At 70.1% G+C, this 23,813-nt stretch carries 14 protein-coding genes, 1 tRNA gene and 1 pseudogene; 1 reads left to right on the top strand and 15 read right to left on the bottom strand.

The window, feature by feature from the left end; genetic code table 11:
• Positions 1 to 774: 774 nt before the first annotated feature.
• Positions 775 to 1,440: a hypothetical protein gene (locus tag AB0I77_RS27440; RefSeq protein WP_363285351.1), complete on the top strand. Its 666-nt coding sequence runs from the start codon at positions 775 to 777 to the stop codon at positions 1,438 to 1,440.
• Here AB0I77_RS27440 and AB0I77_RS27435 read toward each other — a convergent pair.
• From AB0I77_RS27435 to bldG, 15 genes and pseudogenes are all read right to left on the bottom strand, one after another.
• Positions 1,379 to 3,514, bottom strand: coding sequence for a tetratricopeptide repeat protein (locus AB0I77_RS27435; RefSeq protein WP_363285350.1), 2,136 nt, complete (start codon positions 3,512 to 3,514; stop codon positions 1,379 to 1,381). The two genes, AB0I77_RS27440 and AB0I77_RS27435, sit on opposite strands and share 62 nt — an antisense overlap.
• 327 nt (positions 3,515 to 3,841) lie before the next feature.
• Positions 3,842 to 4,057: pseudogene (locus AB0I77_RS27430) on the bottom strand (RNaseH domain-containing protein); the annotation flags it as partial.
• A gap of 15 nt (positions 4,058 to 4,072) precedes the next feature.
• A complete protein-coding gene (locus tag AB0I77_RS27425; protein ID WP_363285349.1) occupies positions 4,073 to 4,531 on the bottom strand; it encodes a hypothetical protein in 459 nt (152 codons plus the stop codon).
• A 4-nt stretch (positions 4,532 to 4,535) separates the two neighbouring features.
• Positions 4,536 to 5,759 carry a hypothetical protein gene (locus tag AB0I77_RS27420; protein WP_363285348.1) on the bottom strand — a complete coding sequence of 408 codons (1,224 nt, stop codon included), beginning with the start codon at positions 5,757 to 5,759 and terminating at the stop codon, positions 4,536 to 4,538.
• Positions 5,760 to 7,411: 1,652 nt separating this feature from the next.
• Positions 7,412 to 7,488 (bottom strand) — tRNA-Thr (locus tag AB0I77_RS27415).
• Positions 7,489 to 7,594: 106 nt separating this feature from the next.
• Positions 7,595 to 9,232 (bottom strand): alpha/beta hydrolase, encoded by a 1,638-nt coding sequence (locus tag AB0I77_RS27410; protein WP_363285347.1) that lies wholly within the window; start codon positions 9,230 to 9,232, stop codon positions 7,595 to 7,597.
• 111 nt (positions 9,233 to 9,343) lie between these two features.
• Complete coding sequence (locus tag AB0I77_RS27405; protein WP_363285346.1) at positions 9,344 to 10,549, bottom strand: DNA polymerase III subunit delta'; 1,206 nt, start codon at positions 10,547 to 10,549, stop codon at positions 9,344 to 9,346.
• Between the two features lie 198 nt (positions 10,550 to 10,747).
• Positions 10,748 to 14,074 carry a dTMP kinase gene (gene tmk, locus AB0I77_RS27400; RefSeq protein ID WP_363285345.1) on the bottom strand — a complete coding sequence of 1,109 codons (3,327 nt, stop codon included), beginning with the start codon at positions 14,072 to 14,074 and terminating at the stop codon, positions 10,748 to 10,750.
• Positions 14,075 to 14,309: 235 nt separating this feature from the next.
• On the bottom strand, positions 14,310 to 17,141 hold the full coding sequence (topA, locus tag AB0I77_RS27395; RefSeq protein ID WP_363285344.1) for a type I DNA topoisomerase: 2,832 nt from the start codon (positions 17,139 to 17,141) through the stop codon (positions 14,310 to 14,312).
• Positions 17,142 to 17,386: 245 nt separating this feature from the next.
• Positions 17,387 to 17,584, bottom strand: coding sequence for a hypothetical protein (locus AB0I77_RS27390; protein WP_363285343.1), 198 nt, complete (start codon positions 17,582 to 17,584; stop codon positions 17,387 to 17,389).
• Positions 17,585 to 17,792: 208 nt separating this feature from the next.
• On the bottom strand, positions 17,793 to 19,328 hold the full coding sequence (locus AB0I77_RS27385; protein WP_363285342.1) for a class I SAM-dependent methyltransferase: 1,536 nt from the start codon (positions 19,326 to 19,328) through the stop codon (positions 17,793 to 17,795).
• 36 nt (positions 19,329 to 19,364) lie between these two features.
• Complete coding sequence (locus tag AB0I77_RS27380; RefSeq protein WP_363285341.1) at positions 19,365 to 19,970, bottom strand: small secreted protein; 606 nt, start codon at positions 19,968 to 19,970, stop codon at positions 19,365 to 19,367.
• Positions 19,971 to 20,163: 193 nt separating this feature from the next.
• A complete protein-coding gene (locus tag AB0I77_RS27375; protein ID WP_363285340.1) occupies positions 20,164 to 22,569 on the bottom strand; it encodes a sodium-translocating pyrophosphatase in 2,406 nt (801 codons plus the stop codon).
• Between the two features lie 258 nt (positions 22,570 to 22,827).
• Positions 22,828 to 23,265, bottom strand: coding sequence for an ATP-binding protein (locus AB0I77_RS27370; protein ID WP_363285339.1), 438 nt, complete (start codon positions 23,263 to 23,265; stop codon positions 22,828 to 22,830).
• A gap of 111 nt (positions 23,266 to 23,376) precedes the next feature.
• Positions 23,377 to 23,718: an anti-sigma factor antagonist BldG gene (bldG, locus tag AB0I77_RS27365; protein WP_024885807.1), complete on the bottom strand. Its 342-nt coding sequence runs from the start codon at positions 23,716 to 23,718 to the stop codon at positions 23,377 to 23,379.
• Positions 23,719 to 23,813 lie beyond the last annotated feature (95 nt).

The raw sequence follows: 23,813 nt of genomic DNA, 5'->3' as shown, positions 1-23,813 counted from the left end.
CTCCGGAGACCGGAGACCGGAGACCGGAGACCGGAGACCGGAGACCGGAGACCGGAGACCGGAGACCGGAGACCGGAGACCGGAGACCGGAGACCGGTCTTCGGGCTTTCCTCGGAGTGGCTGTTGGCGGATGGCACCCCGGTCGCGGACGTGCTGGTGCTGTCACACCCCGAACAGGTCGAGCGGTTGCACAACGCCTGCCCGGAAGCGGCCCCGACAGCGGTACTCGCGGGAGATCCCTGCTTCGACCGGATGCTGGCAGCGCGCCCGTATCGGGAGCGCTTCCGTAGAGCGTTGGGCGTGAAACGCGGGCAACGGCTCGTGTTGCTGAATTCAACGTGGAACCCGGAGTCACTGTTCGGGGACAGCGGCGACGAGGACGTACTGCCGCTTCTGCTGCCGAAGCTGACCGCCGAACTCGCTGCGGATGAGCACCGGATCATAGCCGTACTGCATCCCAATATTTGGCATGGCCATGGCCCTGGACAAATCCGATCATGGATGGACAGAGCGCAACGCAGCGGCCTTACGCTGGTGGATCCGCTGGAAGGGTGGCAGCAGGCATTGCTGGCGGCTGACGCCGTTTTGGGAGACTTTGGATCAGTCTCGTACTATGCCGCCGCTCTCGGCACCCCCGTCCTGCTCGGAGCCGCAGCGCTCGCAGGTCTGGCCGCCGATTCGCCGGTAGCCGACTTCGTACGGAAGGCACCACGATTGGACCCGTACGCGCCGTTGCGACCACAGGTGGATGCTCTGCTGGCCACGCACCGACCCATGAGCGGCCCTGCCGAGTTCACGACCTCCGCCCCGGGTGAGGCAGCCGCCCGTCTGCGCCGCATCTTCTACGACGTCATGGGGATACCCGAGCCCACGGCGCCGGCGCTGCTCGACCCACTCCCGCTGCCCTCGTACGACCCGCCGGTGCGCACTTCTCCGCTGCGGGTGCTGACGAGTGTGCTGGGTGCGACCGAGGTATCGGTCACCCGCTACGCCGATCCGCGCTATGAACCGCAGGGCCCGGGCGAAGCTCACACGGCGGTGCACGAGGACACCCTGGACCCCGGTCTCCTTGCCATCGCCGATGTGATCTTCAGGTACGGCTCACCCGACGACCCGAGGCTCGGCCCGCCCGAGTACTGGACCGCCGAAGTGCTGGAACGCCACCCGGGCTGCGCACTCGCCGCGTACGTCACGGCCGGCGGTTGCGTGGTGCGGACCAGGGACGGAGCGCTCCTGCGTCTCGCTGCCGACCCGCAGGCAGCCGACCCGGCTGCATACGCCTCGGCGTTGCATGCCTGGCTGGCCCTCGGCAAGGACCCCGCAGACCTGACAGACGGTCTGACCGTGTGGACCGGGCAGACCGCACATCAGGTGTCGGTCACTCAGGCAGGCCCCGGGCCGCTGGCACACAGCGATCACGCAGGGCCCGAAGGTGATTGACGTGGTAGTGGGCGTTCTCGCCCGCGAGCGCGTCGATCGCCTCGTCGATCAGCGGCAGCGCCTCTGACTGCCGCCCGGCGCGCCTGTATGTGTCCGCCAGATCGGTGAGCGTACGTGCGGTGTTGTAGGGCTCCTTCTCGCGGAAGAATCCGAGAGCCTCCACCAGCAACTCCTCGGCCTCACCCAGGAGATGGAGACCGTTCAGCGCGCGCCCTCGGTGACGCTTCAGAAGGGCACGGGCACGGGGCTTGTCGCTGTAGCCGTCGTCTCCGGGACCGATACGCCGCCAGATGCCGTCCGCCTCGACGAACAGGTCGTGGGCATCCGGGAATCCCCACTGCCCCAGCCGTACAAGGCCCAGCGTCTCGATGGCTGTGGCCAGACCGCGCTGGTGCCCCGCCTGCCGCTCGGCCGCCGCAGCCGCCTCCGCCTGGATCTTGGCCTCGTCGAACTGTCGCGACTCGATCAGGGCCATTGCCTGGAGGGTGTGCATGCGTCCCGCCATCCGGGTGCCGGGACAGATGTCGTCAGCGACCTTCGTACCCACCCGAAGCGCCGGGAGGATCTCTTCGTGGCGACCGTCCTTGAGCTGCAAGGCCCACAGAGCCTCGCACAGCTGACACGCGGTGTCGCCGAGACGGTACTCCTCAGCAGCGAATACCGCCTGAACGAGATTGCCCAGCTCGTTGCCGAGGGCGTCGATCGCCTCGCCCTTTGACGCGTAGGGGCCAGGAGGCAGCACGGTGAACAGGGGGCCCACGTGCCAGCGTTCCGGCAGGGCGGCGCGGTCGGCCTGCACCGCGAACGGCAACAGCAACTCCACTGCGCGCGCCACGGCCCTGGAGCAGGCGGGGATGCCGTCCTCCCGTGCAGCGGCCTGCTCGGCGTGCCGACGTACTGCAGGACGGAAGCGGTAGCGGCCGGTGCCGGTCTCCTCAACCAGCCCCTTTTCCGCAAGTTCGGCGAGCAGACGGGCGGCCTCGGCTTCCTCGACCTCGGCCATGGTCCCTGCCACGGCCGGGCTGAGCGCCGGCCACGGCCACAGTGCCGAAAGCCGGTACAGCCGGGCGGCGGTCGGCCCGAGCGTGCGGTACTGCTCCTGCGCGGCGGCGTAGGCGGGCTCGTTCCCGGGCATGGTGGGGATCCCTTCCTCTCCCAGGCGCGTCGCCTCCAGCAGCGACGCGAACGTCCTCAACGCGTACGGAGATCCGCCGCATTGGGCGAGCACCTGCGGCAATATGGCGCGGGCGCGGGCTTCGTGGACGGTCCGCTTGCCCGCGACTTCGGTGAGCAACTCGACGGCGTACCTCTCGGGCAGTGGCACCACCTCGATCGGTTCGGCGTCCGCCTGGGGAAGACGGCGGTGGGCGACGATGATGGTGAAGACTTCTGGCGCCGAGGTGAACAGAGGCGTCACCTGCGCGGCTGTCTGGACGTGGTCGAGAACGATGAGCAGCCGCCGGTCCCCGACAAGCTGGCGGAAGAGATCCATCCGCTCCTCCAGACCCGGCGGGATGTCCTCCGAATCCAGTCCAAGGCTGCGAAGGGCTTGTCGGAGAGCCATGGCAGGGTCCGGCACCCGGGCCAGGTCTACGTACAGTTGCCCGTCCGGATACCGCTGCAGCTCGCGCCATCCCCATCGCAGAGCGAGGGATGTGCCGCCCATCCCCTCAGGCCCGTACAGATGAACCCTTCGAGCACGTCCGTCGAACTTGCGGGACGCCTCGCGCGTAAGCTGCCGCATCTGCTTGTCGCGATCAACGAAGCCCCGGAGGCCGTCAGGCAGTTGCGGAGAAGTACGGATGCGCACCTGGACCAACGCCCTGCTGACCACCGCTTCCACCTCGGCCAGCGCCCGGGCGTGCTCCGGATTGCGCAACGCTCCTTCGTACAACAGCCGGGCCAGTCCCTCCCATTCGGCGGGCCGCTCGGGGGCCGGAACCTCCCGCCCCACGATCCGACGTGCCAACCCGCCGATCATCAGGTACGCGTTCTTTCCCGCCTCGTTACCCATCCCCGCACCCACGGTCCCCAGCATTGCCGTAACCGTCGCCAGCGATATGAGCTCCAGCATCCTGCGCTTCCCCGTTCCCACGCGCCGCCCACCGGGCGATCACACGCCCCGGCCTGGAAACCAACCGTAGCCGGGGGACCATGTATGGCGCGCGCATCGCCTCGATTAAGGCCGCGTCCTACGAGGCGAGTTGGGCAGAAGAACAAATGTGAAGGAACGCACAGGACCCCGTCTCAGCGAGGGCCGCCCCTGTGTGCGGGGCGGCCTTGCTCGTACTACCCACCGATTGGTACGGATCGTGTCATCCAGCCCCCAGACGACGCGGCAGCCTCCGGGCTTGGGCTCCTCCGCAACCGCAGCTGACTGACGGCCTCGGCGTCGGACCGGTCAGGATGCGTCCTCGTTGCTCTCCTCTGTTGCCTCGGTCTCGAAGCTGACACCGCGGTACTCCGGGTGGTTGCGGTCGACCGCACCCGCGACGTGGAGGGGGACCGGATGGCGGGTGCGGGCGTCCCAGGCGAGGGACTGGTGGCAGAGTGCGGCGGCTAGCGCAGCCAGGTCCTGTGGTTGGTGGCCGTCCGGCCGAGGCATGGTGATCTGGGTCGCGGTGAAGCTGTGTCAGTCCTTACGGAGCAGAGCCTTCTGAAGCTCTTCGGGGATGGTGAAGCGGGTGCATATGGTGCCGTTGATGCCGGTCTGGCCGAAACCGTCGTAGGTGCGTGACTTCTGGGCGAGATACCAACTGGTGACCTTGGTATCAGCCGTGGTGCGCTGGTGAAGCCAGTCATCGGGAGCTGCGGGCCGCTCTGGGTCGCGGCGTCGCGCGTCGGAGCGATCGACTGGGGTGGGGACCTCGCCGTACGAGTCGAGGATGATCTCGGTCACGGTGTAGCCCTCCATGCCCAGGCGCACGCGGGTGAGCATGGAGGTGGCGTCGAGGGGTGCCACGTCGGCGTCGTAGGCGACGGCGAAGTGGTCGCCATTTCGGGCGAGCGCCATGGGACTGTCCTGCGCGGTGGTGCCGCGGCGGATCCGGACGGTGACGCCGCTGAGGTGGGCGCGGGTGATGGTCGTCACGCCGTCACCTGGGCGTTCTCGGCCCAGTCAGCGCGTCGGCCAGGTCGGCGGCGACCTGGCCGAGGCGGTCGGCCTGCGCCCGCAGCTTGGCTGCGACGTCCGTGACGCCCTGGGGGTCCAAGTCCTCCATGACGCAGTCCTCGACGACCGCGATGGTCGCGGTCGGGACACGGTGGTCGGGGACGGAGGAATGCGGGGAGCACGTGATCGTCGCGCAGAACACGTTCTCTTCGTAGATTTCGCGCCCCCCATCGATGCCGAACGGAGTGTTGATCACCATCGGCTGGCCGGGGAAGGCCTGGTAGTGCGTCACATCGGAGAGGTGGCAGTGCAGCTTGCCGTCGGGCAGATCGGTCTTGCTCGGGTCGTCCTCGGCCCACGCCGGGAGGTGGCCGCTCACGGTCGTCCCGCTCTCCGTGCTGATGGACCAGGTGCGTGCCCTTGGCGCGGCCGACTCCTGGGCCGTGAACGCGCCGCGCATGTACTCCAGCGTTTCGGCCCGGGCCGCGCCGACCGGCGTCACCAGGAAGCGGCGGCCGTCGCGCTCGCGGAAGTAGAGCGGCTCGGTCAGCAAGTCACCGTTCGGGCCGTCGGCCGGAATCTGGGTCATGTCGTGCTCGACGAGGAACTCGGTGAGGGCTTGGCGGGCCTCGGCGGCCTTGCCGGCCCGGTGGTGGGCGGTGGCGAAGGCGATGTCCTCCACCCTTGCGGCGGGGCCGTCGGACTCGCCGATCTGTTCCTTGACGTAGCCGACGAAGGCGGTGGCCTTCGGCTCGCCGTGGGTGGTGAGGAATCGGTCCGGGTTGTCGAGCACCTGGGCGGCCGACAGCTTTGGCTGGGTGCCGTCCACTATGTCCGCCAGCGCCTCCAGACGGGGCAGGGTGGCGCGGATGTTGGCGACCTCGGTGCGCAGCCCATCGGCGGTGAGGTCGGTCTCGCAATACCCGATGAACGGGGCCAGACCGGGGTCGCCGTCGCGGCCGTCCTCGGCCATGACACGGGCGTCCAGAACGGTCCTGCCGCCGGGCTGGTCGATGGTGACGTCGCGGGAAGTGTGCATCTCATGGTTGCCGGTGACGGTGCACCACGACCAGACGACGCACGCTGGCGCGGACGGGACGAGGGTGAGGGCGGCACGTTCGTGGACGGTGGGCTCGGTGGGGCGGGCGTCGGTGTTGAGCTGTGACGGGGTAGCGAGGGCGGCAGCGGACTGTGCGGTGTGGTTCACGATCACTCCTGGTTGGTTCAGGTTCTCGTCACGCCTCGGACCCTGTCCCTGTGAACATCGGAACCGAGGCCGCTTGCCTCTTGTCTTAGTGGCCTTGGCGGATCGGGTGTGGGTGTCCCTTCTCCGTTCAGGTGGGCGCCATCCCAAGGTCGGTTACCGTCTGGTAGGGCACGCGTAGAATGCGCACTTTCGAAGATCTTGAGCGTCGTGGGCGGTAGCTCCCCCAGAGGCGCTGTTGTGCCGCCTACGCCGCCGTGACGGCGCGAGGCAGGCGGTCGCCGCATCGTGGTCGGCCTTGCGCGGCTTGTACGCGGCGGCGATCCGGGCGACCTGCGGGCGGGTGTAGTGGCGTGCGCGGCGGGTGTCGGTGGCTCGGCCGCCGCGTACGGTGCGGCGGGTGCGGGCCACGGCGGCGCGCTCGACGCCGGGACGCAAACGTGGCAGGGAGCTGGCGGCGCAGCACCGACTCTGACGCAGGATCTCCGCAGAGCAGATCGCGGCCGCGACGCGCCTTGGCAGGGCCGCTATTGCCTACTCGCTGCCATGGCCAGCGGACGGCTCGCCCTGGCCGAGATGCCAGGCAGTGGCGCATGTGGAGACAGGTACGTCAGCCTCGACACCCAGGCCACAGAGCAGGTCCGCCAGGACCAGTGCCTGATGGCCGAGGTGCTGCACACGGGCTCGAGGGCCCATCCATCCGGTCCAAGTCGACCACCCTCGACTCCGGCCTGCTGCTCGGGCACCACTCATGCAACAAGGTCTGTGAAGAATCGGCAGGCAGACGCCCGTAGGGAGGGGGTGGCCCTGAAGGTGACCCGGCCCGCGAGGCACACGACGCGCTGCGGGACACAGCTCTGGCCCTTCTGGAGCACCGGCACGGGCCTCCCGAGACCGGGGACGGCCGGCCCGACCGGGACTTCTTCGAGACGCTCAGCCTCACCGTGCACCGGGAGGGCCGCGCTCCAGACCGAGGCCGCCCCCCGGTGTCCACAACCTCGGCAGCTACGGCGTGCGCGGCCAGCCCGCGGCGTCACCGAAGACGATCTCGTGCGAGCCGGCTTGGATCAGCCATACGGCGGCCCGGTCAAACGCTTCACCTTCTCGGACACCAGGCGAGGCAGACCAACCCCTACAAAAATACCCCAAACCATCTAATCCGGAGAGACAACGGGCCCACTGCCGCCAAGGTCAGACAAGACAGTCCTCAACGCGGAGTTCGGCCGCTATCTGCACCGCCACTGCACGGCTGTCCACCGCTCTGTCCACCGGAAACCGTTCACGTGAATCCAGCAGTCGCAACACGTAAAAGCCAGGTTCAGGCTCATCCCCTGGGAGTGTCCAAAGAGCACGCCCCTACTGTCGGGATGCCACAACCACCGTTCCCCTGTGAACCACCAATTTCGCGGTTACCCGGGAGCCGGTCTGCACGCTCGGCCACCACATGGCCACCACGCCAATCCGAACAGCCCGAAAAAGAGTGACCCCAAGATGCAAAAGACCAGTTCACAGCCCTACAGAGCAAAACCGCCGCCGACCGCAAACTGCAGACCTACGCATTGCGATGCACAGACCACACGTGCCCGATTAGCCCGAATTCCAAGGTCAACCAAAACAACAAACCCCAGGTCAGAGGCCTGACCTGGGGTTCACCATGGAGCCGCCTTCGGGATTCGAACCCGAGACCTACGCATTACGAGTGCGTTGCTCTGGCCATCTGAGCTAAGGCGGCGCGCCGTCTGCACCATGGTGCGATCAGCAACGCCGGTAAGTCTACACAGTTTCCGAGGGTGCTCCGAACCGGCCCCGGGGGCCTGGTCCCGGGGCCGGCCGCAGGGCTATGAACAGCGTTTCCCGTCCGTCGGAGGGGTGCCGCGGAGCAGGTAGGCGTTGATCGTGGAGTCGATGCAGGTGCTGCCGCGGCCGTAGGCGGTGTGGCCGTCGCCCTCGTAGGTGAGGAGGCGGGCGGAGGAGAGCTGGGCGGCCAGGGAGCGGGCCCAGCGGTATGGCGTCGCCGGGTCGCGGGTGGTGCCGACCACGATGATCGGGGCCGCGCCCTTCGCCTCGATGCGATGCGGCTCGCCCGTGGCCTGTACCGGCCAGTACGCGCAGTTCAGGGAGGCCCAGGCGAGGCCCTCGCCGAAGACGGGGGACGCCTCCTCGAAGGCGGGGAGCGCCCGCTCGACCTCGTCGGGAGTGTCGAAGGCGGGCGGGAGGTCCAGGCAGTTCACGGCGGCGTTGGCGGACATCAGGTTCGCGTAGCGGCCGCCGGCGTCACGCTCGTAGTAGCCGTCGGAGAGGACGAGCAGGCCCGCGCCGTCGTTCTCCTTCATCGCCGAGTTCAGTGCCTCGCGCAGTTGCGCCCAGGCGCCCTCGTCGTACATCGCCGCGATCACGCCGGTGGTGGCGAGGGACTCGCCGAGCTCGCGGCCGTCCGCGTCGCCGGTGGGGATCGGGTGCGCGTCGAGCTTCTCGAAGAACGTGTTGAGGTTCTGGCCGACCTGACCGGGCGTCGTGCCCTTGCCGCCCAGCGGGCAGTCCGGCTGCCGCACGCAGTCCTTCGCGAACGACTGGAACGCCGTCTCGAAGCCCGCCGTCTGGTCAAGGTTCAGCCGGCGGGCGGGCAGCGTGGGGTCCATCGCGCCGTCCAGGACCAGCCGGCCCGCCCGGTCCGGGAAGAGGCCGGCGTACGTCGCCCCGAGGAACGTCCCGTACGACGCCCCCACGTAGTTCAGCTTGGCGTCGCCCAGCGCCGCGCGCACGATGTCCATGTCCCGGGCCGTCTCGACGGTGGAGACATGACGGAGCAGCTTCGGCGAGTGGGCGCCGCAGCCCTCGGCGAACTTCTTGTACGCGTCGACGAGTTCGGCCGTCTCCCGCTCGTCGTCGGGCGTGAAGTCCGTCTGCGTGTACGTGTCCATGTCCCGCCCGTCGAGGCATTCGACGGGCTCGCTGCGGGCGACGCCGCGCGGATCGACCGCGACCATGTCGTAGCGGGCGCGGACCTGTGCCGGGTAGCCGATCCCGGCGTACGCCTGGAGGTAGCCGACAGCCGAGCCGCCCGGCCCGCCCGGGTTGACGAGCAGCGAGCCCAGCGGCTTGCCCGGGCCCGTGGCCTTCCTGCGCGTGACGGCGAGGCGGATGTCACCGGCGGCCGGGTTCGCGTAGTCGAGCGGCGCCTTCAGCGTGCCGCACTGGAAGCCGGGGACTCCGCACTCGCGCCAGCTCACCTTCTGGCCGTAGTACGACTCGAGGGCGGCGGGCATGGCACGCGGCAGCGCGGCGAGCGCGGCCTCGGCCGCCGAGCCGGAACTCGCCGAGCTTCCCGCGGAGCAGGCGGAGGCGAGCAGCGTGGCGGCGGCGAGGAGGACACCGCCGGTGCGGGCTCTGCGCGTGCCGCGCCTTCGGCGGCTCGGGCCGGGCCGGTCGGTCCGGTCTGCTGTCGTGCTCGGGCGGGAGCTGCGCCTGGTGTACATCAACAGAGCGTAACTCTGCGCACCGACACGGATGCTCTCCGTGCGCGCCATGCCTCGGACGAGTGAACGCGGTCAACCTGACGTGGTCGACCCGATCTGAGCCCGACGTGGTCAACCCGATCTGAGCGCCATCGTCATCGCCTCCACCGCCAGCAGCGGGGCCACATTGCGGTCGAGTGCCTCGCGGCAGGCGGCGATCGCCTCGATGCGGCGGAGTGTGGACTCCGGGGTGCCGCCGCCGGCGAGCCGCTCGAGGGTGTCCTGGGCGTCGGCGTTGGCGATCGCGACCCGGGAGCCGAGCTGGAGGGCGAGGACATCGCGGTAGAAGGCGGTGAGGTCGGTGAGCGCGACGTCGAGGCTGTCGCGCTGCGTTCGTGTCCTGCGGCGCTTCTGCTTGTCCTCCAGGTCCTTCATCACGCCGGCCGTGCCGCGCGGCATCCGGCCGCCCTGGGACGCGCCCATCGCCGCCTTGAGCTCCTCGGTCTCCTTGCCGTCCGTCTCCTCGGCGAGTTGCTTGGCGTCCTCGGCCGCCGCGTCGACCAGCTCCTGGGCGGCCTTGAGACAGCCGCCGATGTCCGCGACCCGCAGCGGCAGCTTCAGCACGGCCGCCCGGCGCTCGCGCGCGGCCGGGTCGGTGGCCAGACGGCGCGCCCGGTCGACGTGGCCCTGGGTGGCGCGGGCGGCGGCCATGGCGGCGGCCGGCTCGACGCCCTCACGGCGTACGAGCATGTCGGCCACGGCGTCGACCGACGGCGTCGAGAGGTTCAGGTGGCGGCAGCGGGAGCGGATGGTCGGCAGCACGTCCTCGATGGAGGGCGCGCACAGCAGCCACACCGTGCGGGGGGCGGGCTCCTCCACGGCCTTGAGGACGGCGTTGGCCGACTTCTCGTTCAGCCGCTCGGCGTCCTCCACGAGGATGACCTGCCAGCGGCCGGTCGCCGGTGACGTGAACGACTTGCGGACGGTGTCCCGCATGTCGTCGGCGAGGATCTGCGAGCCGACGGCGGCGACGGAGCTGACGTCGGCGTGGGTGCCGATCAGCGCCGTATGACAACCGTCACAGAATCCGCAGCCGGGGGCTCCGCCGAGGGCGCGGTCGGGGCTGACGCACTGAAGTGCGGCGGCGAAGGCCCGCGCCGCCTGGTTCCGGCCGGCCCCGGGCGGCCCCGTGAACAGCCAGGCGTGCGTCATCTTCGACGCCTCGGGCGGCGGCGTGTCCGCGGTGGCCGCGGTGACCAGGGCGTCGGCATCCCGGGCGGCGGCAGCGAGCTGCTCACTCACCCTCTCCTGGCCGACCAGGTCGTCCCAGACGGTCATCCCTCACCCCGCCCTTTCGTCACGTTTCACCTTGCGGGATCCATTGTGGGGGCGACCACTGACAACGGGTCCGGCACACAGCGGGCCCGCACACAGCGGGCCCGCACGCAGCGGCCATCGGCCGGCACACGCGATCCCGGCCGACGGGACGACGGGGAACGACCGGGAACGACGAGGAACGACGGGAAACGACGAGGCTCAGCCCCGACGCCCCCGCCCGCGCCGCCCACGCCCCTCGTCGGCCTCCTCGTCCGCGTCGCGCGGCCCGAGCAGTTCGTCCGCCAGCGTCGGCAGATCGTCCAGCGGGGTCTCCTCGGCCCAGTCAGAGCGCGCACGCCGCCGAGGCGCCCCCTCCTCGTCGACCTGCGGCAGCTCACGCGTGCGGTCCTCGGTCCCGTCCGGCCGCGGCCCCGGCCGCTCGTCCCGGAAGAACCCGGGCGGAACCCGGTCCGCGGGAGTCTCACCCGGCACGGGAGGCAGTACGGCCGTCTCGTCCGCGGCACCCGGGGGAACCTGCGGCAGCACCGCCGTCTCGTCCGCGGCACCCGGCACGGGGCGCAGTACGGCCGTTTCATCGGCCGCCCCCGGCGGAACCGGCGGCTGCGGCAGCTCGGTCGTCACCTCGGAATCGGGCTCCCGGGACGACCGGTCGTCATCGGCCGACGACCGGCCAGCGGACGTAGACCGCTCACCGGACGAAAACCGGTCATCGGCCTGTTCACGATGCTCGCCCTCGGCCCGTTCGTCCCGGACCCGCGGCAACACCGCCGTCTCGTCCACCGGCCCGCCCGACGCGTTCGTCGGCGTCACCACCGGCGTCGGTACGGTCGCCGCGTCCGGCGGCGTGGCACCGGCGGCCGGCGGCCTGCGCGAGGCGTCCGCAGCCGGAGCCGTCGGCTGCGCGGGCCCGGCCTCCGCAGCGGCCGTCGCCTGCTCGGCCAGTCGTCGTGCCTCCTCGGCCCGCAGCAGTGCCTCCTCGGCCTTCCGCTGCTTCTCCAGGCGCCGCGCCTCGGCCTCGGCACGCAGCCGCGCCTCCTCCTCGGCCTGCTTGCGCCGCCGGTCCTCCTCGGCCTTCCTGCGCGCTTCTTCCTCGGCCCGCACCTTCTCCTCCGCGAGGAGCCGCACCCGCTCCTCCTCGGCCCGCCGACGGGCTTCCTCGGCCCGCAGCCGGGCCTCCTCCGCCTGCCGTTCGGCCTCGCGCCGCTGCGCCTCCTCCAGCTCGCGCCGCTTGCGCTCCTCCTCCTCGGCACGCAGGCGCTCCAGCTGCTCCAGGCGCTCGCGCTCCAGGCGCTCCTCCTCGGCCTTGCGGGCGGCCTCTTCCTCGGCCTTGCGGCGGGCCTCCTCCTCGGCCTTCTTCCGCGCCTCCTCCTGGGCCTTCACCTCGGCCTCGGACAGCGGCAGCATCTGGTCGAGGCGGTGCCGTACGACGGTCGTGACGGATTCGGGCTCCTGACCGGCGTCCACCACCAGGTAGCGCCCGGGGTCGGCCGCGGCCAGCGTCAGGAAACCGGACCGCACGCGCGCGTGGAACTCGGCCGGCTCCGACTCCAGCCGGTCCGGGGCCTCGGTGAACCGCTCGCGCGCGATCTCCGGGGAGACATCGAGGAGCACGGTCAGGTGCGGCACGAGCCCGTTCGTCGCCCACCGGTTGATCCGGGCGATCTCCGTCGGGGACAGGTCGCGTCCCGCTCCCTGATAGGCCACCGACGAGTCGATGTACCGGTCCGAGATGACCACCGCGCCCCGCTCCAGGGCGGGCCGCACCACGGTGTCGACGTGCTCCGCGCGGTCCGCCGCGTACAGCAGCGCCTCCGCGCGGTGCGAGAGGCCGGCGCTCGACACGTCCAGCAGGATCGACCGCAGCCGCTTGCCCACCGGAGTCGCCCCCGGCTCGCGCGTCACGACGACCTCGTGCCCCTTGGCCCGGATCCACTCGGCGAGCGCCTCGGCCTGCGTGGACTTCCCGGCCCCGTCGCCGCCCTCCAGGGCGATGAAGAAGCCGTTGCCCGCGGGAGCCGTCACGGGGTCGTCGCCGCCGAGCAGCGCGTCCCGCAGGTCGTGCCGCAGCGGCACGCCGGACCGGTCGTCGACCTTGGCCAGCACCAGCGCGGCCACCGGCAGCAGCAGCGCGCCGATCAGCATCAGCGTGAACGCCGCGCCGCCGTGCGCGAACACGAACTTGCCGTTCTCCAGGCGGTGCGGGCCGATCGCCGCCGCCACCAGGGGCGCGATCACCGCGCCGAGCGCCACGCACACGCGTACGACCGCGTGCAGGTGCTCGGTCGTGCGGGCCCGCCGGTGGTCCTCGGCCTCCTGGTCGAGCAGCGTGTGCCCGGTGTTGGCGGCCACGCCCGCGCCGACACCGGCCAGCGCCACGATCAGCACCACGCTGGTGACGTCCGGGTCGAGCCCGGCGGCCAGCAGCGCGACGCCGGTGAAGGCGAGCGCCAGCGCCAGCAGACGGCGCCGCGACAACGTGGGCAGGACGGAGGGTGCCGTACGGATGCCGACGACCACTCCGCCGGTCAGCGCGCCCACCAGCAGGCCGTACATCACCGGGCCGCCGCCCAGGTCCTTGGCGTGCAGCACGGACACGGCGACCGCGGCCGCCACCGCCGCGGCCACGGCAGCGCAGGCGAGCACCAGCAGCGGGATCGCGCCGGTGCGGCCCTTGTCGACGCCCGTGCCCGTCTTGGGGCGGCGCAGCCCCTCCAGCGGCGAACGCGCGCGCGGGGTGCGCGTGTCGGGCAGTTCCAGGAAGCTCAGCACGGACAGGGACGCGGCGAACAGCCCGGCCGCGACGTACGCGGCGAGGGCCGCCTGGTGCTGGGCGAACCAGGCGATTCCGGAGCCCAGCAGGTTGTTGAGCAGCCCCGCGACGACGAGCGCGGCGGCGGCGAGCGGGATCGCCACGAAGCTCGTACGCAGCGACAGGCGGCGCAGGGCGTCCATGTGGTCCGGCAGCGGGCGCACCGTCGCGCCCTCCGGCGGCGGGGCCGGAAGAAGGGCGGGCGCCGCGCTCTCGCGGCACACCGTCCAGAAGCGCTCGGCGACACCGGTCACGAAGGCGGTGACCAGGAGGACGGCCAGGGCGTCGTCGGGCATCCAGTCGATCCACAGGGGGGCCACGATGAGCACCGCGGCCCGCAGCCCGTCCGCGCCGACCATGGTCCAGCGGCGGTCGAGCGGGCCCTCCTGGGAGGTGAGCGAGGTCAGCGGGCCGAGGAGAACGGCCCCGAAGAGCAGCGTCGCCAGGATGCGCACCCCGAAAACGGTCGCCACTGCGAACGCCACGCCCCGGTATCCGCCCCCGAAGGAGCCCTGGTCGATCGCCGCCTGGAGGGCGAGGGCGACCAGCACCAAAAGGGCGAGGATATCGCCGACACCGCCCACGAGTTGCGCGCTCCACAGCCGTTTCAGCTGCGGGCGGCGCAGCAGGGCGCGGACGGCGCGCTCGCGGGAGTCCGCGACCAGGGCGTCGTCGGGGGCCGGGTGAAGGGCCGTTGGCTGCTCGGCTCGGGTCATGCTTTCAGCCTATCGGGCGCCACCGACAGCCTGCCTCGCCCGTCCGAACGTGCGCACGCCCCGACACCAAACTGATGCCGGAGCGTTCGCTTTGCGAACCGAACCTGAAGGAACGGGCCTGGAACGGGCCTTCACGCGAGCCGTTCCACACAGCCCGGCACAGCCCGGCACAGTCCGGCACAGTCCGGCACAGTCCGACGCAGCCGCAGTCCTCAGAACCTCAGTCCTCAGAACCTCAGTCCTCGGACGCCGTCTTCGAAGCCGTCGCCTTCTTCGCGGTGGTCTTCTTGGCGGTGGTCTTCGCCGTCGTCTTCTTGGCGGCCGTCGTCGTCTTCTTCGCCGCGGTCTTGGCGGCCGTCGCCTTCTTGGCCGGAGCCTTCTTCGCGGGGGCCTTCTTCGCCGTCTTCTTGGCGGGCGCCTTCGCCCGCTTCTCGGCGAGCAGTTCGAAGCCGCGCTCCGGGGTGATCTCCTCGACGCTGTCGCCGGAGCGCAGGGTCGCGTTGGTCTCCCCGTCGGTGACGTACGGCCCGAAGCGACCGTCCTTGACGACGACCGGCTTCTTGCTGACCGGGTCCTCGCCCAGCTCCTTCAGCGGCGGCTTGGCGGCCGCGCGGCCACGCTGCTTGGGCTGGGCGTAGATCGCCTGTGCCTCTTCCAGCGTGATCGTGAAGAGCTGGTCCTCGGTCTGGAGGGACCGCGAGTCCGTGCCCTTCTTCAGGTACGGGCCGTAGCGGCCGTTCTGCGCGGTGATCTCCACGCCGTCCGCGTCGGTGCCGACGACACGCGGCAGCGACATCAGCTTGAGGGCGTCCTCGAGCGTCACCGTGTCCAGCGACATCGACTTGAACAGCGAGGCGGTGCGCGGCTTCACGGCGTTCTTGCCGGTCTTCGGGGTGCCCTCGGGGAGCACCTCGGTGACGTACGGGCCGTAGCGGCCGTCCCTGGCGATGATCTGATGACCCGTGGCCGGGTCGGCGCCGAGCTCGAAGTCGCCGCTCGGCTTGGCGAGCAGCTCCTCCGCGTACTCGACGCTCAGCTCGTCCGGCGCCAGGTCCTCGGGCACGTCCGCGCGCTGGTGGTTCTCGGAGTCCTTCTCGCCACGCTCGACGTACGGGCCGTAGCGGCCGACCCGGAGCATGATGTCGCCGCCCACGGGGAACGACGACACCTCGCGGGCGTCGATCGCGCCCAGGTCGGTCACCAGCTCCTTGAGGCCACCGAGGTGGTCCCCGTCGCCGTTGCCGGCCTCCGCCGCACCGCCGTTTCCGGTGCCCTTGCCGAAGTAGAACCGCTTCAGCCACGGCACGGCCCGCGCCTCACCGCGGGCGATGCGGTCGAGGTCGTCCTCCATCTTGGCGGTGAAGTCGTAGTCGACGAGCCGCCCGAAGTGCTTCTCCAGGAGGTTGACCACGGCGAAGGACAGGAAGGACGGCACGAGAGCCGTGCCCTTCTTGAAGACGTAGCCGCGGTCGAGGATCGTGCCGATGATCGACGCGTACGTCGACGGGCGGCCGATCTCGCGCTCTTCGAGCTCCTTGACCAGGCTGGCCTCGGTGTAGCGGGCCGGGGGCTTGGTGGCGTGCCCGTCGACCGTGATCTCCTCGGCACCCAGCGCGTCGCCCTCGCTCACCTGGGGCAGGCGGCGCTCGCGGTCGTCCAGCTCGGCGTTCGGGTCGTCGGCGCCCTCGACGTACGCCTTCAGGAAGCCGTGGAAGGTGATCGTCTTGCCGGAGGCGCTGAACTCGACGTCCCGGCCGTCGGCGGCGGCGCCACCGATCTTCACCGTGACCGAGTTACCGGTCGCGTCCTTCATCTGGGAAGCGACCGTCCGCTTCCAGATCAGGTCGTAGAGCCTGAACTGGTCGCCGGTCAGCCCGGTCTCGCCAGGCGTGCGGAAGCGGTCGCCCGAGGGGCGGATCGCCTCGTGCGCCTCCTGCGCGTTCTTGACCTTTCCGGCGTACGTCCGCGGCTGCGCCGGCAGGTAGTCGCCGCCGTACAGCTGCGTGACCTGGGCACGAGCGGCCGCGACGGCGGTGTCGCTCAGCGTCGTGGAGTCCGTACGCATGTACGTGATGTAGCCGTTCTCGTACAGCTTCTGGGCGACCTGCATGGTCGCCTTCGCGCCGAAGCCGAGCTTCCTCGAAGCTTCCTGCTGGAGCGTCGTCGTACGGAACGGGGCGTACGGCGAGCGGCGGTACGGCTTGGACTCGACGGACCGCACCGAGAACTGGGTGTTCTCCAGGGCTGCGGCCAGCGCGCGGGCGCCCGCCTCGTCGAGGTGGAGGGTGTTCGCGCTCTTGATCTGTCCCAGGGAGTCGAAGTCGCGGCCCTGCGCGACCCGCCTGCCGTCGACGGTCTGGAGGCGGGCGACCAGCGACGACGGGTCCGAGGCATCCCCCGCGCGGCCGGTCGAGAAGGTGCCCGTCAGGTCCCAGTACTCAGCAGAACGAAACGCGATGCGCTCGCGTTCCCGCTCCACGACGAGTCGGGTGGCGACGGACTGGACACGGCCGGCGGACAGCCGCGGCATGACCTTCTTCCACAGGACCGGCGAGACCTCGTAGCCGTAGAGGCGGTCGAGGATGCGGCGGGTCTCCTGGGCGTCGACCAGCTTCTGGTTCAGCTCGCGCGGGTTGGCGACGGCGGCCTGGATCGCGGCCTTGGTGATCTCGTGGAAGACCATCCGCTTGACCGGGACCTTGGGCTTCAGCACCTCCTGGAGGTGCCAGGCGATCGCCTCGCCCTCGCGGTCCTCATCGGTGGCGAGGAAGAGCTCGTCGGAATCCTTCAGCAGGTCCTTGAGCTTCTTGACCTGGGCCCTCTTGTCGGCGTTGACCACGTAGATGGGCTGGAAGTCGTGTTCGACGTCCACGCCGAGGCGGCGGACCTCGCCGGTGTACTTCTCGGGCACCTCCGCGGCGCCGTTGGGGAGGTCGCGGATGTGCCCGACGCTCGCTTCGACGACGTAGCCTGGGCCGAGATAGCCCTTGATCGTCTTCGCCTTGGCAGGCGACTCGACGATGACGAGTCGGCGGCCGCCGTGTGCGGTCTCGCTGGTCGGGGACAACTTCGCTCTTCTCTCCGGTCGACGCTGGGGCCTCCCCAGGTCTTCGTCCCGGGGTCGGGTCATGGTGACGCTGCGGAGTGTGACGGTACATCCCGCCCCCGTGTCAAACGGGAAAAGCCCGCAACGGCCACTCGAACGGTAACCCGACTACCGCCATTCCTGCCGCCCGGAGTGCCCACCGGCCTTTTCGAGCTTATCCGGAGGGTTACCTCCCAATTATCGGAGCCGCAGCTCTCGCGCGGTACTCACACCCGCGCGAAGCACCAGGTTCCGAGGGCCAGCGCGCTCACCGCGGCGAGGCTCGCGACGGTCGCCGATGCGACAGGGCTCACACCGTGGGCGATCGGTTCACGGTGCCGCACGCGGGCCGCGGTCCACAGCAGGAGCCCTCCTCCGAACAGCGCGAACACCACTCCCGCGAAGATCGCCGGTCCCCTCTCCATGACTCTGTGTGCCCCTTTTCTCAGTCTGCGAGTGTCCAGTCTGTGGAGGCTGACACGCACGGGAGGCGGACAGACGAACCCCGGGTGAACGCGGGGACGACGCGGCCGCGCAACGCCTGGGGCGAAGGAACACAAGAAAGTCCCCAGCCAAGATTCCTCGTGATGACCACCCATGGCCCGCGAAGAGAGCCATGACCGTCCACCGGCATCACGCCGGCTCGATGAACCCCTGCTCCACCAGCAGCCGGATCTGCGCGGGCGTCCGGTCGCGCAGCAACACCGGGTCCTCGCCCACCAGTTGGGCGATGGCGTCCAGGATGCGGCCCGCGCTCAGCGTGCCGTCGCACACGCCCGCGAAGCCCGCGCCGACCGTGTCCACCTTGGTGGCCCGGCGCATGCCGCGGTTCTGACGCAGCACCACGTGCTCCGGGTCCTCGGCGCCGGGCAGTCCGACCTGCTCCTGGACGATCTCGGCGGCGAGCTTGAAATGCGCCGCGAGCAGGGCCGCGTCGTCGTGCTCCCGTAGGTAGTCGAGGCGGTCGAAGTGTGCCCGGACCGTATCGCCGAGCGGCTGTTCGACCGGATGCGGCCACTCCTCCACGGTGACGGAGGGCACCGCGGTACCCGTCTTCCGCAGCGTGATCCAGCCGAAGCCGACGGCCCGCACCTTGCGCGCCTCGAACTCGTCCAGCCACGCGTCGTACCGCGCCTGGTACTCGGCCGGGTCACCCTGGTGGTCACCGGCGTCCCTGAGCCACAACTCGGCGTACTGCGTGACGTCCTGCACCTCGCGCTGCACGATCCACGCGTCGCACCCGCGCGGCACCCACGACCTGAGCCTGTCCTGCCAGTCCTCCCCTTCCAGGTGCTGCCAGTTGGCGAGGAACTGCGCGAACCCGCCCTCACGCAGCCGCTCCCCCGCCTGCTGAACGAGCGTGCGGCACAGATCGTCCCCGCCCATTCCGCCGTCGCGGTACGTCAGCCGGGCGCCCGGAGAGATCACGAAGGGCGGGTTGGACACGATCAGGTCGAACGTCTCGTCGTCCCGGACCGGCTCGAACAGCGAGCCCTCCCGCAGATCGGCGGCCGGGGCACCGGACAGGGCGAGCGTGAGCGCGGTGATGTGCAGCGCGCGCGGGTTGACGTCGGTCGCCGTCACGCGCGTGGCGTGCTGGACCGCGTGCAGCGCCTGGATCCCGGAGCCGGTGCCAAGGTCGAGGGCGGCGGAGACGGGCATGCGGACGGCGATACCGGCCAGGGTCGTGGAGGCACCACCGACCCCGAGGACGACGCCCTCGTCCCGGCTGCCGATGCCGCCCGCCCCGCCGACCGCGCACCCCAGGTCGGACACGATGAACCAGTCCTCGCCGCCGGGCCCGCCGTACGGCCGTACGTCCACGGTCGCGGCGACCTCGTCGCCAACGGAGCCGGAGTCCGAGCCGACCGGGACCAGCCACCCGCTCTCCAGGCACGCGGCGACGGGCAGAACGCCCTCCACGCGCGCGTGCGGCACGGGCTGCTGCAACAGGAACAGCCGTACGAGCATCTCCAGCGGCGTGTCGCCGCGTGTCGCCCGGAGTGCCGGCACGGTCTCGCTGCGGGCGAGCGCCGCGTACGCGGGGGCGCCCAGCAGTTCGAGCAGTCCGTCGGCGGTGAAGGAGGCCCCGAGCAGGGCGTCCCGCAGTCGGGCGGTGACGTCGGGGCGGTCGGAGGCGGGCAGGGGGGACGGGCTGGAGTTACTCACGCCCCCATTGTGGCCCGCGGCCCGCCGCGAGGTGACTCAGCTGTCGGTGGCCGGGGCCGAGGCGGACGCCTTCTGGCAACCCGTCTGCTTGGTCAGCGCCTGCTTGGCATCGCCCTTCTCGAGCTGCTTCAGGGAGTCGAACGCGGTCTTGCGCTGCTGCTCCACCTTTTCCATCTCGGTCGAGATGTCGTCCAGCCCGGACGCGAACTTCCCCTGGTCCTTCGTGCTGAGCGCGTCGATCTGCTTCTTCAGGTCGGCGTACGACGCGGACAGGGCGGTGAGCTTCTTGACGGCGTCCTGCTGCTTCTTCGCGCCGTCCTCGATGTCCGGGGGTGCGCCGGCCTCGGTGAGGACGGTCGCGCGCGCCTTGTAGCCGTCAGCCAGGTCCTGGAAGGCCTGGGAGTCGGTCTTCTGCAGGTTCTCCGGCGTGCTGGTGGTGTCCTTGGCCGCCTTCGTGATCGCGGCGTAGGCAGCCGTGATCTTCGTGTTCTGCGCCGGCACCGCGTCGCAGACCTGCTTCGCCCAGGCATCCAGCTTCTCGTTGCCGTCGTCGCTGCTGCATGCCGACAGCGCCATTACCAGTACCGCACCGCCGGACAGTGCGGCCGCGAGCTTCTTGTTCACCGGATTGGTCCCTTCCATGGCTCCCGGCCCCGGAACATACACGCCAAGTGGGTGACACTCGCAGGCCGGACGTCCATGAAGACCCTCATTATGGCGATTTGCACCGGAGAGAGAAGGCTCACGGCGAGGGCGTGAACATGCGGGGAGCGGGCGGGCGGCACGTCAATTCGCGCCGCCCGCCCGCTCCTTGAGCTGGGCCCCGTGAAGCCGCCTACGAGACCACCGCCGGATCCACGGGCTTGGACGACTGCTCCGCGTTGTCTTCGTCACCCACGGCGATCCCGCGCCGCTTGGAGACGTAGACCGCGCCCGCGATCACCAGGAACGCCAGGATCGCGATCACGATCCGTACGCCGATGTTCTCGTCGTCGCCGTAACTGAACTTGATGACCGCGGGCGCGATGAGCAGCGCCACCAGGTTCATCACCTTCAGCAGGGGGTTGATCGCGGGACCGGCGGTGTCCTTGAAGGGGTCGCCGACCGTGTCGCCGATCACCGTGGCGGCGTGGGCTTCGCTGCCCTTGCCGCCGTGGTGGCCGTCCTCGACGAGTTTCTTCGCGTTGTCCCACGCACCACCGGAGTTGGCGAGGAACACGGCCATCAGCGTGCCGGCGCCGATCGCACCGGCCAGGAACGCGCCGAGGGCGCCGACACCGAGCGTGAACCCGATGAAGATGGGCGACAACACGGCGAGCAGCCCGGGCGTGGCGAGCTCGCGCAGGGCATCCCTGGTGCAGATGTCCACGACCTTGCCGTACTCCGGCTCCTCGCTGTAGTCCATGATCCCGGGATGCTCACGGAACTGCCGCCGCACCTCGTACACCACGGAACCCGCCGACCGCGACACGGCGTTGATCGCGAGCCCCGAGAACAGGAACACGACCGCCGCGCCCGCGATGAGACCGACGAGGTTGTTGGGCTGCGAGATGTCCATGATCAGGGTCAACGGCGCATCAGGCCCGGTGAGTTTCTCGCCGACGTCCTGCGCTCCGGTCGTGATCGCGTCCCGGTACGACCCGAAGAGCGCTGAAGCCGCGAGGACGGCGGTGGCGATGGCGATGCCCTTGGTGATGGCCTTGGTGGTGTTGCCGACCGCGTCCAGGTTGGTGAGCACCTGGGCGCCCGCGCCTGTGACGTCGCCGGACATCTCGGCGATGCCCTGCGCGTTGTCGGAGACCGGCCCGAAGGTGTCCATGGCGACGATCACACCGACCGTGGTGAGCAGGCCCGTGCCGGCCAGCGCCACCGCGAACAGCGCCAGCATGATCGACGTACCGCCGAGCAGGAACGCCCCGTACACGCCGAGGCCGATCAACAAAGCGGTGTAGACGGCCGATTCGAGCCCGATCGAGATGCCGGCGAGGACGACGGTGGCCGGGCCGGTCAGCGAGGTCTTGCCGATGTCCCGTACCGGTCGGCGGGTCGTCTCGGTGAAGTAGCCGGTCAACTGCTGGATCAGGGCGGCTAGCACGATACCGATGGCCACCGCGACGACCGCGAGGATCCGCGGGTCGCCGCCCTTGTCCAGGATCGAGGCGTCGGTGACGCCCTCGAGGTTGGAGTACTTTCCGGGCAGGTAGACGAAGACCGCCACCGCCACCAGTACGAGCGAGATCACCGCGGAGATGAAGAACCCGCGGTTGATCGCGGACATGCCGCTGCGGTCGGCGCGGCGCGGGGCCACGGCGAAGATGCCGATCATCGCCGTGATCACGCCGATCGCGGGGACGAGCAGCGGGAACGCGAGTCCGGCGTCGCCGAAGGCCGCCTTGCCGAGGATCAGCGCGGCGACCAGCGTCACGGCGTACGACTCGAAGAGGTCGGCCGCCATGCCCGCGCAGTCGCCGACGTTGTCGCCCACGTTGTCGGCGATGGTCGCGGCATTGCGCGGATCGTCCTCCGGAATGCCCTTCTCGACCTTGCCGACCAGGTCGGCGCCGACGTCGGCGGCCTTGGTGAAGATGCCGCCGCCGACCCGCATGAACATCGCGATGAGCGCCGCGCCGAGACCGAAGCCCTCCAGGACCTTCGGCGCGTCGGCCGCGTACACCAGCACCACGCAGGAGGCGCCCAGCAGACCGAGCCCCACCGTGAACATGCCGACGACGCCGCCCGTGCGGAAAGCGATCTTCATGGCTTTGTGCGAGACGGCGGTGAGATCCTTTTCCGGCTCGCCCGCCGCCGGAGTCGCCTCGCGCGCGGCGGCGGCGACGCGCACATTGCTCCGTACGGCGAGCCACATACCGATATAACCGGTGGCTGCCGAGAACGCCGCGCCGATCAAGAAGAACACTGATCGGCCCGCGCGCTGATTCCAGTCGTCCGCGGGCAGCAGCATGAGCAGGAAGAACACCACGACGGCGAATACGCCCAGCGTGCGCAACTGCCGGGCCAGGTAGGCGTTCGCGCCCTCCTGGATCGCCTTCGCGATCTTCTTCATGCTGTCGGTGCCCTCGCCCGCCGCGAGTACCTGGCGCACCAGGACGCCTGCCACCACAAGGGCGGCCAGGGCCACGACGCCGATGACCGACACCAGGACTCGGTTGCCGTCCGTCAGTACCGCGGCCGCGAGGGCTGTGGAGTGATCCATCTGGTCTGGGGAAGAAAGCCCCGCCATTCGTCCTCCTTGACGCTTGGGCTGAGCTCAAGATTGTGGACGGATTCTAGAGATCTGTTCCTGATCAAAACAGTACGCGGTAAACGGAATCTGCCAACACCCCGGTAACGCCTCGAAAGCATTTTCAGCCGATCGGATGATCCGAATTGATCGTGAATTCCTTCACGAATTCGAGAGGCGCGCGGAAAACCGCCGGGAAAAAACCCGGAGGGCCCTGCTCAGCAGGGCCCTCCAGGTGATGCGGGTGTAGCGGTGACGTCAGGGAAGCACCGCGATCGGGGACGCGGTCGGCCAGGTCATACGGATCAGCCCACCGCGTTCGCCGGCGGTGACCTCCACGTCGTCGACGAGCCCGCTGATGACCGCGAGGCCCATCTCGTCCTCCTCCATCTCGGCGTCGGGGTCTTCGCCCGCGGCACCGGGAGCCCGGTCGCCGGGCGCCGCACGCGGTGCCTCGTCGCCGACCTCGATGGAGAACTGTTTCTCCTCCTCGATGAGCGACACCTTCACCGGCGCCGTGATGCCGCCGTTCTGGTGCAGTCCGACGGCACGGGTGCAGGCCTCGCCGACAGCGAGCCTGACCTCGTCGAGAACGGCCTCGTCCACTCCGGCCCTGCGCGCCACCGCTGCCGCCACCAGTCGGGCGGTCCTGACGTGCTCGGGCAGCGCGCTGAAGCGGAGTTCAACGGTGGCCATGCATCCCCCTCGGAACTACGGGCGTGCGGTGAGGGGACCGGGCCGCCGAGCCCGGACCCCGCGTTGACTTCTGCCGTCCCGGGCGGACCCGCGTCCGCCCGGGATCGGTGATCAGTCGGTTGCCGCCACCGCTTCCTCGACCGAGGTGTGGATCGGGAACACCTTGGTGAGGCCGGTGATACGGAAAATCTTGAGAATGCGCTCCTGGTTGCAGACCAGGCGCAGCGAGCCCTCATGGGCACGCACCCGCTTCAGTCCGCCGACCAGCACGCCGAGACCGGTGGAGTCGAGGAAGTCCACGCCCTCCATGTCGACGACAAGGTGGAAACTGCCGTCATTCACCAGCTCGACCAGCTGCTCGCGCAGCTTGGGCGCGGTATATACGTCGATTTCGCCACCGACCCTGACGATCGTGCGATCGCCGATGGTCTCGGTCGACAGGGACAGGTCCACGGATCCTCCAGCACCTTGCTATCGAGCGGTCGCCCCTCGGGAAACCTCGGCTTGAAGCTCCCAGGACGGTTCGCCAGCCGCGATGGCATTCAATC

This window comes from Streptomyces sp. NPDC050619 (assembly GCF_040654815.1).
In the GTDB taxonomy this organism is placed as follows: domain Bacteria; phylum Actinomycetota; class Actinomycetes; order Streptomycetales; family Streptomycetaceae; genus Streptomyces.
This window is presented reverse-complemented; position numbering and strand designations above follow the sequence as displayed.

Bases quoted from the DNA above. Each gene is read 5' to 3' on its own strand.
- AB0I77_RS27440 (WP_363285351.1), top strand. From the start codon at position 775: ATGAGCGGCCCTGCCGAGTTCACGACCTCCGCCCCGGGTGAGGCAGCC.
- AB0I77_RS27375 (WP_363285340.1), bottom strand. From the start codon at position 22,569: ATGGCGGGGCTTTCTTCCCCAGACCAGATGGATCACTCCACAGCCCTC.
- AB0I77_RS27405 (WP_363285346.1), bottom strand. From the start codon at position 10,549: ATGACCGTCTGGGACGACCTGGTCGGCCAGGAGAGGGTGAGTGAGCAG.
- tmk (WP_363285345.1), bottom strand. From the start codon at position 14,074: ATGACCCGAGCCGAGCAGCCAACGGCCCTTCACCCGGCCCCCGACGAC.
- AB0I77_RS27370 (WP_363285339.1), bottom strand. From the start codon at position 23,265: ATGGCCACCGTTGAACTCCGCTTCAGCGCGCTGCCCGAGCACGTCAGG.
- AB0I77_RS27410 (WP_363285347.1), bottom strand. From the start codon at position 9,232: ATGTACACCAGGCGCAGCTCCCGCCCGAGCACGACAGCAGACCGGACC.
- AB0I77_RS27435 (WP_363285350.1), bottom strand. From the start codon at position 3,514: ATGCTGGAGCTCATATCGCTGGCGACGGTTACGGCAATGCTGGGGACC.
- AB0I77_RS27390 (WP_363285343.1), bottom strand. From the start codon at position 17,584: ATGGAGAGGGGACCGGCGATCTTCGCGGGAGTGGTGTTCGCGCTGTTC.
- AB0I77_RS27380 (WP_363285341.1), bottom strand. From the start codon at position 19,970: ATGGAAGGGACCAATCCGGTGAACAAGAAGCTCGCGGCCGCACTGTCC.